Origin of the sequence: Sulfuritalea sp., from assembly GCF_031426875.1 — a bacterium.
In the GTDB taxonomy this organism is placed as follows: domain Bacteria; phylum Pseudomonadota; class Gammaproteobacteria; order Burkholderiales; family Rhodocyclaceae; genus Sulfuritalea.
Map to the genome: position 1 here is coordinate 17556 of NZ_JASJPC010000060.1, position 13265 is coordinate 30820.

The 13265-nt window shown below is 55.6% G+C and carries 12 protein-coding genes; 9 read left to right on the forward strand and 3 right to left on the reverse strand.

Annotation, left to right across the window (positions count from 1 at the left end):
- Window positions 1-10 precede the first annotated feature (10 nt).
- The 9 genes from RMO95_RS21570 (at window position 11) to RMO95_RS21610 (ending at window position 8452) form a co-directional block, all read left to right on the forward strand.
- Window positions 11-895 carry a ParA family protein gene (locus tag RMO95_RS21570; RefSeq protein WP_310452748.1) on the forward strand — a complete coding sequence of 295 codons (885 nt, stop codon included), beginning with the start codon at window positions 11-13 and terminating at the stop codon, window positions 893-895.
- Window positions 892-1380 carry a hypothetical protein gene (locus RMO95_RS21575; protein ID WP_310452749.1) on the forward strand — a complete coding sequence of 163 codons (489 nt, stop codon included), beginning with the start codon at window positions 892-894 and terminating at the stop codon, window positions 1378-1380. Before RMO95_RS21570 ends, RMO95_RS21575 begins: the two co-directional genes overlap by 4 nt.
- Window positions 1377-2075, forward strand: coding sequence for a hypothetical protein (locus tag RMO95_RS21580; protein WP_310452750.1), 699 nt, complete (start codon window positions 1377-1379; stop codon window positions 2073-2075). Before RMO95_RS21575 ends, RMO95_RS21580 begins: the two co-directional genes overlap by 4 nt.
- Window positions 2076-2174: 99 nt before the next feature.
- Window positions 2175-2987, forward strand: a complete 813-nt coding sequence (locus RMO95_RS21585; protein WP_310452751.1) for an ABC transporter ATP-binding protein — start codon at window positions 2175-2177, stop codon at window positions 2985-2987.
- 14 nt (window positions 2988-3001) lie between these two features.
- Window positions 3002-4627 (forward strand): ABC transporter substrate-binding protein, encoded by a 1626-nt coding sequence (locus RMO95_RS21590; protein ID WP_310452752.1) that lies wholly within the window; start codon window positions 3002-3004, stop codon window positions 4625-4627.
- A 12-nt stretch (window positions 4628-4639) separates the two neighbouring features.
- Window positions 4640-5524: a hypothetical protein gene (locus RMO95_RS21595; protein ID WP_310452753.1), complete on the forward strand. Its 885-nt coding sequence runs from the start codon at window positions 4640-4642 to the stop codon at window positions 5522-5524.
- Window positions 5517-6194 carry an ABC transporter permease subunit gene (locus RMO95_RS21600; protein WP_310452754.1) on the forward strand — a complete coding sequence of 226 codons (678 nt, stop codon included), beginning with the start codon at window positions 5517-5519 and terminating at the stop codon, window positions 6192-6194. Before RMO95_RS21595 ends, RMO95_RS21600 begins: the two co-directional genes overlap by 8 nt.
- Window positions 6195-6196: 2 nt before the next feature.
- A complete protein-coding gene (locus RMO95_RS21605; protein ID WP_310452755.1) occupies window positions 6197-7234 on the forward strand; it encodes an SIR2 family protein in 1038 nt (345 codons plus the stop codon).
- Between the two features lie 54 nt (window positions 7235-7288).
- Window positions 7289-8452, forward strand: a complete 1164-nt coding sequence (locus tag RMO95_RS21610; protein ID WP_310452756.1) for a radical SAM protein — start codon at window positions 7289-7291, stop codon at window positions 8450-8452.
- Window positions 8453-8527: 75 nt separating this feature from the next.
- Here RMO95_RS21610 and acnB read toward each other — a convergent pair whose 3' ends face one another.
- The 3 genes from acnB to RMO95_RS21625 are packed head-to-tail and all read right to left on the reverse strand — an operon-like array spanning window position 8528 to window position 13253.
- Window positions 8528-11149 (reverse strand): bifunctional aconitate hydratase 2/2-methylisocitrate dehydratase, encoded by a 2622-nt coding sequence (acnB, locus tag RMO95_RS21615; RefSeq protein WP_310452757.1) that lies wholly within the window; start codon window positions 11147-11149, stop codon window positions 8528-8530.
- 25 nt (window positions 11150-11174) lie between these two features.
- Complete coding sequence (locus tag RMO95_RS21620; protein ID WP_310452758.1) at window positions 11175-12218, reverse strand: HpcH/HpaI aldolase/citrate lyase family protein; 1044 nt, start codon at window positions 12216-12218, stop codon at window positions 11175-11177.
- Window positions 12219-12263: 45 nt separating this feature from the next.
- Complete coding sequence (locus RMO95_RS21625) at window positions 12264-13253, reverse strand: malate dehydrogenase (RefSeq protein WP_310452759.1); 990 nt, start codon at window positions 13251-13253, stop codon at window positions 12264-12266.
- Window positions 13254-13265 lie beyond the last annotated feature (12 nt).

The window sequence follows — 13265 nt, forward strand, 5'->3', positions numbered from 1 at the left end:
GGAGAAAGTAGTGGTAGCGAAAAATATTCCAGCCCTTGCGCCCGTAGTTGCCGTTCTCAACATGAAGGGCGGTGTTGGAAAGACGGCGATTTCTGCGCACGTTATGCGTGTCCTTTACCTGAAGCTCCTCAAGCGAACTCTCCTTATCGATTTCGATCCTCAGTTCAACCTGACTCAAACTGTGGTTCATCAAGCAACTTACGAGAACTTGAAAAAGGAAAACCGGACCATCTTGTCCGTGATGGAACCTGCACCTCAGACTTCTCTATTCACTATCACGACAAACCTTGCGCCACCGCCGCCACTTGCTGATGTAAGCGTTCTTCTCAAGAAAGTGAAGAACAACCCAGCCGAACTCCGACTTGTTCCGGGTGATTTCGGTCTCGTGAAGTATTCGCTAATAGACGACGCGAACTCGCTAAAGCCGGTCAAGAATCGTTTTGTAACCTTCGTCGCCAATGCTCGGGCTACGATGGATTTAGTATGTATCGATTGCAACCCAAGTAGCTCTTTCATGACCTTGTGCGCCCTTGAGGTTGCAACACATCTGCTTATCCCGGTGCGACCAGATCGGTTTTCGATTCTCGGTCTTGAACTACTTGACGCCTTCGTTTCGGATTTGCCAACCTTGAAGCAAAAACCAAAGCAATTGATTGTGTTGAATGGGATTCCGCGGTCGAACTACAACCCTGCGGTGGAGAATATCCTTCGAAGTCATCCAAAATTCGGAACCCGAACCCTTTCGACCCCGCTCTATCATTCATCTCTTCTTGCGGCGAATCCCAGCTACACGGGGTTTGCGACCGATAAGCTTGTGCCCCATCGACTGCGTGTAACTAGCAACATCGAGACACTTGCCATGGAGATTGGTAAAGAACTTGGGATATCTTCATGAAAGACAGTTTGTCTCGTGTCGTGGCCTTCTTCGCGACCTTAGACCTCAGTGAAGAAGATATTCATCGGTTGGTTACAGAACTTAAGTCTTTGACGTCGGAAGAGATCAACGCGAGAGTATCTTCGCTACGTCATGCGGGGCAGGCTCACTTTTTCGACGAAGCTACGTCTAAGTCCTCAGAAAAAAAGCATCTAGCCCAGTCTCGCGATGCATCCGTTGGAGAGCGAGTTGAACGTTTATTAAGGGCCGAAGCAGGGCTTACTACTGCGCAAGCGGTGGAGAAGTTATCCCTAAGACTTGCCGATCTGGGTTTGGTCGCGCGTGAAGATGTACCGGCGCTTTCCCGTAAGTCGCTACGTGATTGGGTTGGCCGGTTAACTCAACGGGTGCCGCCAAAGGACATCCTTAGATGTGCAACCATTCTGCGTAACGAGCACGTTCACCGTCCAATCAGAGATTGGACACTAAGCAGGGCTGAAAAGTGAGCTCACTTCAAGAAGAACTTACCGAGCTTTCAACGTTGGCGACAGCGAATTGTGATAGCCGAGGCGTCGCAATCGTTGCGGCGGGAGAAGATGCGTGCAAGCAATTGCTGCTTTGGTTACAGTATTTGCGTACAAGCCAGACCACAGGGACCGCTGATTGCCTTCTTGACGCAACGATTTCTGCGGCTCAAGAAGGGATTGCTTGTGTCGCGTTAGGTCTTGTTCGTCCCGCGCTTAACTCACTACGACTACAAATAGACCTTTCGTTGGCTTGGCTCTACTTCAAAGACCATCCAATTGAGTGGCGTCGAGTTCAAGATACTGGCGAAGGGTTCAAGTTGAAAACGGAGTTACTGAAGTACATCGGAGAAATGATAATTAGATACCCGGCCCGCTTTGGTTTGCTGCGCACTATTAAAACGCGAAGCCAAGAGGATCCATATCGACTCCTATCGGCGCACATTCATGGGCAGAGCGAATCAGCACTGCCGCAAGTTCAAAAGCCTAAAGACATAGTTGCTACGCCGAAGGTGCAAGACGAGGCAATAGCGTTGCAGCGTGAGTGTTCTGAGTACATCAACGATATCTTCTGGAGCGTATTTACTGATCGATGGGCGAGCGTTCCTATGGAGCTAAGAACTACACTCGAAAATCGCTTTAAGACGCCTGATCAGCGTGTGTGTTTTTTTGAGTAGATGGCCATTGGTCGCGCCATGCAGCCACGGACGCGTATGAAGCAGATTGCACGGCTCAAACCTGGCGCATATTCGTCTTGACGAATGGATATATTCTAGATGGCCGTAAATTCAGCACCTCTTTCTCATCTACTTGAAGTGTCGGACCTTTCAGTGTCGTTCCTTCAGAACGATGGCTCATTGGTCACCAGAGTAAACGGCATATATCTACATGTCGACTATCAAGAGATAGTCGCTCTAGTAGGTAGTTCGGGTTGCGGCAAGACATTGACTGTTAAGGCGCTCGCACGACTTGATAACGCAGCAACGTACTCCGGGCGAATTGAAATCGATCATCGATCTGTCCTCGATCTACCTGCAAAAGACTTGCCAAGAATCAGAGGGCGACAGATTTCGTATTTATTCCAAAATCCGCAAAGCTCCCTCAATCCCTATCTCAGCATTGGTGCACAAATAGACGAAGTTCTTGCCCTTCATTCGCAGGCGCCCCCTCCGTCGAGGAGGCAAGCTGCTATCGACCTTTTCGAGCAACTCTCGGTTCCCGATCCGGATCGCAGGCTCATGCAGTACCCACATGAGCAGAGCGGTGGAATTGCTCAGCGCATAGCCTTAGCGATGGCATTGGCCTGTAAGCCAAATTTACTGGTGGTCGACGAACCGACTTCTTCGCTTGACCCTCCTTCACGGCTTGTCATATTGCAGTGTCTAAAGCAGCAAAAGCGAGAGCGGTCCGTTTTTATGGTCACACACGATATCGCTGCGGCAATGGAGATTGCCGACAGAGTTTATGTAATGTACGAGGGTAGGTTGGTTGAGCACGGTTTTAGTTCGACAGTGTTCAATAACCCACAGCACCCGCAAACTCGAAGCCTAGTCGAATCATCCCGCGGAAGCTTATCTCCAATGGCATGACCTGGAGCAGAAATATGAGTAAGAAGAAGATCGTAGGTGTATTGCTAATAGTGATTGTCGCGGCTTTGGCGTTATTTTTGCGTGGCCGCTCTGTCGGAAACGACCCAGTCGCGCAGACTATTGTGCGTGACATTATTTCCCTTGATAAAGGGCAAATCAGTTCGTTTGATCCACTGGATGCGTTCCACGCGAACCATATTCAACTCGTCAAGCAGCTCTTTTCTACGCTCACCGAACTAGATCCTCAAGGCAATATTGTTCCTGGATTGGCCAAATCATGGCAATCGCAAGACGGTCGCACCTGGAGTTTCAGGTTGCGTGAGAAGGTTCGTTTTGTTGCCGATCCATGCTTTCAAACAGACCAGGAACGAGAAGTAACCGCGGAACATGTGAAGTATTCCCTGCGCCGCTTGCTAACACCCGCAACTAAATCGATAGGTGCGAGCTACTTTTCTCATATCGTTGGAGCGCGTGCTTTTATTGAAGGGAAAGCTACGGATATCGATGGCATCAAAGTGATAGACAATCAAACCATTGAGTTTCACCTGGAACAGCCTGATTTCGGCTTCCCCAAGACCTTGAGCGTCGCCTTCGCTAGCATCGTTCATCCTAGAGTGATCGCATGCAAAGGTGATAAGGCAAAAATGTCGCCTGTTGGCACGGGGCCGTTTGTGTTGGAAAAATACGATCCAACTGCTGGCATTACCCTGGCGCGGAACGGTGAGTATTGGGAGAGCGACGGCGCAAAATCGCTTCCGTGGGCTTCTAAAATTGAAATTAGTGTGGTTGCCGATCAGAGTGCGGCGGTCCGCGCTCTGATCGCCGGTCAAACAAATTTCCTCGATCTCACCCCTGCTGCTGAGGCACAGATATCGTCGGAGATTCAGAGCGGAAAATTTATCGTCGATAGAAAAGAATGGACTCAATTCAATTTTCTTCTCGTCAACTTGGAGCGAATTCCCAATTCCGCACAACGACGGTACTTAGCTAACTTGATGAACTATGAAAACATTCAAGGCAGCGTTGGGAAATTCGGTCGCGCATCCGCTGGTATATATCCGTACGCAATCTTTCCACGGCTTGCCGAAGCTGAACTTCGAGACCTCGCCAATTCTCCTAAACCATATGCACAACCTGATATAAAGCTGCCTCATCCGCTGCGGATGGTTACGTTTGACGACTTTTTATCTCGCAGTGTTGCGCAGCGCATTGCCGAAGACTTGCGTAAGCAAAACATCGAATTGGAGATTGAGAGCGTGGCGTTCCCAATTCTCGTTGAGCGGCTACTGGCGGGGAAATACGACCTGATCCAGCTTTATTGGGGACCGCTGTTTTCCGAAGAAACGCACTTCCTTACCCCTTTCCTGAGTCGTTCATTTCCTCCTGGTGGCAACAATTTCAATCGGTATGCCAATCCTGAAGTTGATCGGCTTGCAGCGGGCCTGCGCACCATGCAACCTGACGATGCACAGCAGGCACTGCTTCATATTTCTCGCTTGATGCATGAAGATGTGCCGTTGCTCCCACTCTACTACTCGATTGCGGCGCGCGCGTCGGATGGGCGATTCGAGCTTCCCTTGCACCCTCTGGGATACAAGTTTTATAAACTGGTACGCCCAAGGCCAGCCAAACCTTCATGAGATTCTGACATCTTGGACCTGACTCTCGCGAAGCGCCTATCGATTGCGTTGGCAAGCACTTTACTGCTACCGGCGGTTCCGGTATTTGCGGTGTTGGCGGGATTTTCCGGCGCTGGATACGTCATTTCCGGATCAACCCTGGCGCACGATCAAGCAGTCGGGTTTCAGGCGGCCTGGCAAGCATATGTAGGACTCGTGGCAAACCTGTTGTCGGGGGAATTGGGGAATTCCCTCTCGTATGGCGTGCCTGTCAGCGTCCTCCTTGGTAAAGCTTGGACCAATTCAGCGCTATTGATCGTTACCGCGTTGGTATTCGCCTTTGTCTTCGGCACGGCTGCAAGTGTATTGGCCGCATTGCGGCCCCGGATTATGAGCCGCGTCGAATTTGTTTATGCGTTTATGGCAAGTGTCCCTTTCGTGGTTTTCCTAACCATTGCGCCCCGTGATTTCCTCACGCAACCCTTGACGGCACAAATGGTCGCCGGATGCGCGCTGGGCCTCTATCCGTCTCTTAGTGTATTTCGCACCATTTCTACACGCATTCAGGATTTACAAAAGGCACCATTCGTCTGCGCCCTTCGTGCGTTCGGATTTGCCGAGCGCACGATTTGGTTCAGAATCGCCATTCGCCCACTTGCGTTCGACGCCATTGCGCTAGGTGAATCCATTCTTGCCTTTGTCTTCGGGTTCCTGTTCCTCGCCGAGGCGGCGATAGGCGTGCAAGGACTCGGCTCAATATTTGTCAGCGCGACAAAACGTTTTGACTATCCGGTCCTGATCGGCTGTTGCATCAGCGTACTCTGGCTGTTGTTTCTTTATGGTGTGGGCGTGGAATATGCTGCGCGGCTGGTTCCGAAGCTCAATCGCATCCCCACGCGAAACAAGCATCATGCTTGATAAACTCGCGCAGCCATCGATGCAGCATTGGCTTGGGACGGACTGGTCTGGCCACGGTGTCATGGATCAACTTATTCGAGCTGTGATGCATGACGCAGCGTCCTTTGCCTTTGTGTCTGGCGCAGTATTCTGCATCGGCTTAGCGGGTGGGCTAGCGCTGGCACGTATCCCTCAACACTCGATACGCAGCACCCTGATTGCCGGATTTCATGTCTTGCAAGCCTTGCCGACACTTCTGCTTGCGTTGTTGCTGGCTGCGCATTCGGGAGCAGGATGGTGGTCCCCTGTACTCGTAATTTTGTTGGCGGTCTTGCCTTCGCAAATCCTGGTTGCGTATCGAATGACGCTGACCGTTATGGAAGAGCCGTTCATTGAAGCAAAGCGCTCTATTGGGCTTTCTGAACAAAAAGTATTCTTGCGTCACGCCCTGCCCGCAGTTTTGCGCAGGTATGCAACGGTGGTGCGATCGCGATTGATTGAAATCCTGTTTCTGCTAGTTGCTATTGAGTTCGTTGGATTGGGTGTAGACGCAACAGTGCCGACGTTGGGCAAGTTGTTATTTGATGGCTTGACGTTCCGCGAGGCCGCGTGGTGGGTATGGGGACCAGCTTCGGTGGCTATTGCATTGCTAAGTGGGATGCTGGGATATTTGACGCTTGGGAGGAGGTAAGGATGACTAGTATCGCGATATCCAAATGCGTAGATAGAGTCAAGACGGCAAAGAATAAAGCGCGCAGCAAGGAGTTCGTGGCGTTGGTCGGTGCAGGGTTTTCATGCAATGCGCATCCACAATTTCCACTATGGAATGAAATATCGCAATGGGTGTCTGACGTATTTCGCGATGAGCCGGGATTGAAGCCACCCAAGAATGTGCTTGGAATTGAGGCTGACGATTTCACGTTGGCTGCGGAGTGGTATTTTTATGCGTTAGGGGAGAAGAAGATACCGCTAGGTAAATCCGCGTTCATTAAGGCAGTAGATATTCGTCTCACGAAATATACGAATAATCGCAAACTCGATCTTGCTGCTCATGCTGCACTGGTAGAGAAATTTGACGTGATCTACACAACCAACTGGGATTGCTTGCTAGAAAAATCCCTGAAGAAAAGCAAGATTCCGTACACAAGGCATCTATTTGATCCTACGGCATGCAAAGGGCACGGAAAGTGGGAATCGCAGATTTCCACACCCGGCCGACTGGCGAGAAAGGATTTGATCAAGTACCACGGATGTTGTACCGACTCAGGGGGAACTTCGATCGTTGCGAGTCGGACTGATTACGATATGAGAATGCGGCGAGTGGTCAACGTCATAGGCGCTTCGAGCATCGCTGGCGATTTTGACCAACGATTGGGTGACGCAATCCCCATCCTGATTGGCTATTCATACAAGGACATTAATGTTCGTTTTGTCTTATCGCAGGTAAATCGGTCAAAGTCTTGGCGACAGAAAATTAGAACTCTGAACGTCGTGGTCGACAATCCAGCGCATTTTTGTGATGAGCGACTGAAATTCTTTAGAGATGTTTACGGAATTGAAACTCTATTCCTGTTTGATAAGGATAGTGACTATCATAAATTGCGTGCCCGATGGGAAGCTGCGCACCAACTCAAAGACCATGGCGGAAGTAGCGGCCAATGCGACAAGTACAAAGAAGCGATGACTGAGACGTCGAGACAGGCATTTAAGGAATTCTTTGAAGCACTTTAGTTGTGCCGCTGACAAAATTGATTTTGGTTTGCTCACCCAGTTGAAGGAGTAGCTATGGCACTCGGAATCTCAGGTAGTAACGGCGGCTTCGGTCGCCAAAGCTTTTCAGTGACGGCGGAGCAGGTAGTCTCCCCTGATTTCTATTCGGACAAACCTTTGGAAATCTCCTACTTCGTCAACAACGTGTGCAACCTGACATGCACTCACTGCTATGTAGGCTACGAACACAAAAGAGGCGCCCTTTCCTCTACAGAATGGGCAGGCTGTTTTGACGAGTTGATTGCCTTGGGAGCGCGCACCTTTGGCAATGTAGGAAAGGAACCGCTGATCGACTGGAAACTGACGCGAACTTTGTTGCGACGTTTTGATGAAATGCGCGCCACGGTGCCTGGCTTGCGCTTTGGTCTCGTGACTAACGCAACGCTAATGGATGTGCGCAAGCGTAGCGAACTCGCCGAGATCAAACCTGATTACATCGATGTCAGTATCGACGGCGACGAGCGTGTGCACGACGCAATTCGCGGGGTTGGCACCTTCCGCAAGACACTAGATAATCTTTCGGCACTGCCCGAAGACGTCAGGCAGCGAGTATTCATCAGTTTCACGCTCAATCGGCAAAATGCGCAAAGCCTTGAGCGGCTGATTCCACAGTTGTACGGTTTGGGAATACGCCACTTTTTGATTTCCCCGTACGTCAATCTTCAGCAAGAGGGGGAGCTTTATCTTCGCGATTCCGACTTGGTGGCAATCGTCTTGCGCTTATTGAGTGGCGAACTGGTAGCGTTCAGCGGGCTTGAGGGCGCAAGGTTTTATGTGAAAAGTGATTTCACGACTACGCGCGGTTTCATGAGTTCGCTGGTCGCTGCCGGAGCAATTGATACCGAGCGCCTGCTTTGCGACGAATACGGGGCGATTTTTAACCGCCATGATTTGTCGAATGACGTGACTGTGTACTTTAACTACTACGCTCAGGACCCATCTTTCTTCAACGCCCTACGAATCAGCCACGACGGCTATTTCAGTCGATGCGTGGATATGTTCTATGCGGACTATGCGTTGCGTACCATCGGAAACATACGTCGATCGTCCGCGAAGCAATTACTCAGGCTACCTGCCGATCGTCTACTTCAACCTGAGTGGCAACCCGTGAAGAGAGCTTTGCTACCAGAGCAGAGATTGTCTCCACCAGCAAGCGGCGTATTGAGTCAGGTTACTTAAAAAAACGCCCCCGACGATTTCCCGTCGGGGGCGGTCTGAAAAGTCGGCGCTGGTGATACGGCGCCTTGAGGCTCGTTACACGGTGACGGTATCCGCCACCTCTTTGAACTCGGCGATCTGGTCGAAGTTCATGTAGCGATAGACGTCGGCGGCCTTGGCGTTGACCGCCTGCACCTGCTCCAGGTACTCGGCCATGGTCGGGATTTTGCCCATCAGTGCCGTCACCGCCGCAAGCTCGGCCGACGACAGATAGACGCGGGTGTCGATGCCCAGCCGGTTGGGGAAGTTGCGCGTCGAGGTCGACACGGCCGTGCTGCCCTTCCTGATCTGCGCCTGGTTGCCCATGCACAGGCTGCAGCCGGGCATTTCCATGCGCGCGCCGGACTTGCCGAGGATCGCGTAATAGCCTTCCTCGTTGAGGATCATGGCGTCCATCTTGGTCGGCGGGGCGATCCACAGGCGGGTCGGGATGTCGGACTTGCCTTCGAGCACCTTGCCGGCGGCGCGGAAGTGGCCGATGTTGGTCATGCAACTGCCGATGAAGACCTCGTCGATTTTCTCGCCGGCGACGTCGGACAGCAGCTTGACGTCGTCCGGATCGTTGGGGCAGGCGAGGATCGGTTCCTTGACGTCGGCCAGGTCGATCTCGATCACGGCGGCGTATTCGGCATCGGCGTCGGGAGCGAGCAAGGTGCCGTTGGCGATCCAGTTCTCCATGGCCTTGACGCGACGACCGAGGGCGCGCTTGTCGTCGTAACCTTCGGCGATCATCCACTTCATCAGCGTGATGTTGGAGCGCATGTACTCGACGATCGGTTCCTTGTTCAGGCGCACCGCGCAGCCGGCGGCGGAACGCTCGGCGGAGGCGTCGGTGAGCTCGAAGGCCTGTTCCACCTTGAGGTCGGGCAGGCCTTCGATTTCGAGGATGCGCCCCGAAAAGATGTTCTTCTTGCCCTGCTTGGCCACGGTCAGCAGGCCTTGCTTGATGGCGTAGAACGGGATCGCATTGACCAGGTCGCGCAGCGTGATGCCGCGCTTGCCGGCTTCGGCCAGCGAACCCTTGAAGCGCACCAGTACCGATTCCGGCATGTCCAGCGGCATCACGCCGGTGGCGGCGGCGAAGGCCACCAGGCCGGAGCCGGCCGGGAAGGAAATGCCGATCGGGAAGCGGGTGTGGCTGTCGCCGCCGGTGCCGACGGTGTCGGGCAGCAACAGGCGGTTCAGCCAGGAGTGGATCACGCCGTCGCCGGGCTTCAGCGAGATGCCGCCGCGCGCGGTGATGAAGGAGGGCAGGGTGCGGTGGGTCTTGACGTCGACCAGCTTCGGGTAGGCCGCGGTGTGGCAGAAGGACTGCATCACCAGGTCGGCGGAGAAGCCGAGGCAGGCGAGGTCTTTCAGTTCGTCGCGGGTCATCGGGCCGGTGGTGTCCTGGCTGCCGACCGAGGTCATCTTCGGTTCGCAGTAGGTGCCGGGGCGGACGCCTTGCTGATTGTTGGCAACTAAGGGCAGGCCGCAGGCGCGACCGACCATTTTCTGCGCCAGCGAGTAGCCCTTGCCGGAATCGACCGGGGGCTGCGGCAGGCGGAACAGCGTCGAGGCGGGCAGGCCGAGGAATTCGCGGGCCTTGGCCGTAAGGGCACGGCCGATGATCAGGTTGATGCGGCCGCCGGCACGGACTTCGTCGAGCAGCACTTCCGACTTGTAGTCGAAGGTCGAGACCGCGGCGCCGTTCTTCTCGATCTTCCTGTCGTAGGGATAGATGTCGATGACATCGCCCATGTGCATTTGCGAGACGTCGCACTCGATCGGGAAGGCGCCGGCGTCTTCCTGGGTGTTGAAGAAGATCGGGGCGATCTTGCTGCCGAGGCAGAAGCCGCCGTAGCGCTTGTTGGGCACGAAGGGAATGTCGTCGCCGGTCCACCACAGCACGGAATTGGTCGCCGACTTGCGCGAGGAGCCGGTGCCGACCACGTCGCCGACATAGGCGACCGCGTGGCCCTTCTTCTTGAGTTCCTCGATCAGTTTCATCGGGCCGCGCTCGCCGGGCTTTTCGGGCGTGATGCCGTCGCGGGCGTTCTTCAGCATGGCCAGCGCATGCAGCGGGATGTCGGGACGGCTCCAGGCGTCGGGAGCGGGTGAGAGATCGTCGGTGTTGGTTTCGCCGGTGACCTTGAACACGGTGACCGAGATCTTCTGCGGCACTGCGGGGCGCTGGGTGAACCATTCGGCATCGGCCCAGGATTGCATCACGGCCTTGGCGTTGGAGCTGCCGGTCTTGGCTTTTTCGGCGACGTCGTGGAAGAAGTCGAACATCAGCAGGGTGGACTTCAGCGCCTTGGCGGCGATCGCGCCGACCACGGCATCGTCGAGCATGTCGATCAGCGGCTTGACGTTGTAGCCGCCGACCATGGTGCCGAGCAGTTCGGTGGCCTTCTCGCGGGAAATCAGCGGGCACGCCGTAGCGCCAGCGGCAACTTTCGCGAGAAATTCGGCCTTGACCTTGGCGGCATCATCGACGCCGGCCGGCACACGCTGGGTGATCAGGTCGACCAGGAAGGCCTCTTCGCCCGCATTTGGCAACTGCTGTGGGGCCTGCAGCAGGGCGACCAGTGCTTCGGTTTGTTGCTTGCTCAGGGGCAGGGGCGGAATACCAAGGCTGGCGCGTTCGGCGACGTGTTGGCGATAGGCTTCAAGCATGATGAGGTCCTCTCGTTGAAATCGGTTAATTGGTTATGGCGGGCGTCGGGCTGGACGCGAAAGTGGTATGGAAGAAGCGATGCCTTGCCTCGGCCGGCAATGCGGCGCCGGTGGCATGCGCCCGGCGCAGCAGCTCCCAGTAGTAGCGATAGGAGGCGCGATCATGCAGCTTGCCTTCCCAGGCGATCGGTCCCCAATGGGCATTCTGCGCGGCCAGCAGGATACCGGCGGCCTCCGTCACTTCGGCAAAATCCGGCCGCATGGCTTCGACGATGGGCTGGATCTGGCGCGGATGGATGCTCCACATGCGCAGGAAACCGAATTCCTTGCGCGCGCGGCGCGCATCTTCGCGCGCGACATCGGGATCGTTGAGTTCGGTGGTCACGTTGTGTGCGGGAATCACGCCGTTGCCCAAGGCGGCGGCAGCGATTTCGCATTTGGCGCGGGCGATCAGCGGATGGGAAAACTGTCCCGGCGACTGCATGGCGCTGCCGGGAATCGCGCCATGATGGGCGCTGACGAAATCCATCAGTCCGAAGTCGATCGATTCGACATGGGGCAGCGCGGCGATCTGCCAGACTTCATGCAAAGCACCGGGCGTCTCGATCAGCACATGGACCGGTATTGCGCGCTCGATGCCGTAGAGGCTGCGAACTTCATCGAGGGCGGCGATCTGGGTCAGCGCGTCGTCGGCGCTGCCGACCTTGGGCAACACGATGTAAGCCAGCCGCGCACCGGCGCGGCCGACGATGATCTGCAGATCGTCGCGCCAATGTGCATGGGTTACGTCGTGAATCCGCGCGCCGAGCCGCGCGTGGCGATTGTCGGGGCCCAGCAGCAGAGCGGCGATCATTTCCGCATGTTCGGCTTCGCGTCCGGCGGGCGCGCCATCCTCGCAATCGGCGGTGATGTCGAACACCGGACGACCGTCGACCAGCAGCTCCGACTGCAGCTGCAAGGCCTTGCGCAGGTTTTTTTCGGAGCCGGCGAAATGCTCGCAGGCGGCGAGCGCCGGAAAGGGCTTGGCGCCCCGATACAGGACAGCGGCAGGATGCAGCGGCTGGCTCACCTCAGTTTGACCTCAGTGTGCTGCGCCGCATCCTGTCGTCCGTCATCAGCCGAGGAGGCCGGAAACGCCGGCTTGCTCTTCCTGCAACTCGGCCAGGGTCTTGTCCATCATCGTGCGCGAGTAGTCGTCGACCGCCAGGCCTTCGACGCGCTTGTACTCGCCGCCTTCGCAGGTGACCGGTACGCCGTAGATGATGTCCTGCGGGATGCCGTAGCTGCCGTCGGAAGGAATGCCCATGGTGACCCATTTGCCCTGGGTGCCGAGCGCCCAGTCGTGCATGTGGTCGATGGCGGCGTTGGCGGCCGAAGCGGCCGACGATGCGCCGCGGGCGGCAATGATCGCGGCGCCGCGCTTACCGACGGTCGGGATGTACTCGTTGCGGTACCAGGCCTCGTCATTGATCGCGGCGGGAGCAGCGGTGCCGGCGACGGTGCAGAAGCGCAGATCGGGGTACATGGTGGGCGAGTGGTTGCCCCACACGATCATCTTTTCGACGTCGGTAACAGTCTTGCCGGTGCGCGTCGCGAGCTGGGAAATCGCGCGATTGTGGTCCAGCCGCAGCATGGCGGTAAAGTTTTTCTTGGGCAGGCTGGGCGCGGACTTCATGGCGATATAGGCGTTGGTGTTGGCCGGGTTGCCGACCACCAGCACTTTGACGTTGCGCGAAGCGACATCGTTCAATGCCTTGCCCTGTTCGATGAAGATCTTGGCGTTTTCCATCAGCAGGTCCTTGCGCTCCATGCCCGGGCCGCGCGGCTTGGCGCCCACCAGCAGGGCGTAATCGGCGTCCTTGAAGGCGAGCTTCGGATCGTCGGTACCGACCATGCCGGCCAGCGTCGGGAAGGCGCAGTCGTCGAGTTCCATCATGACGCCCTTCAAGGCCGCCTGGGCCTTCTCCATCGGCAGTTCGAGCATTTGCAGAATCACGGGTTGATCCTTGCCGAGCATTTCACCGGCAGCTATGCGAAACACCAGGGCGTAGCCGATTTGTCCGGCGGCGCCGGTCACTGCAACACGAACGGGGGCTTTTGCCATTTTTGAACTCCT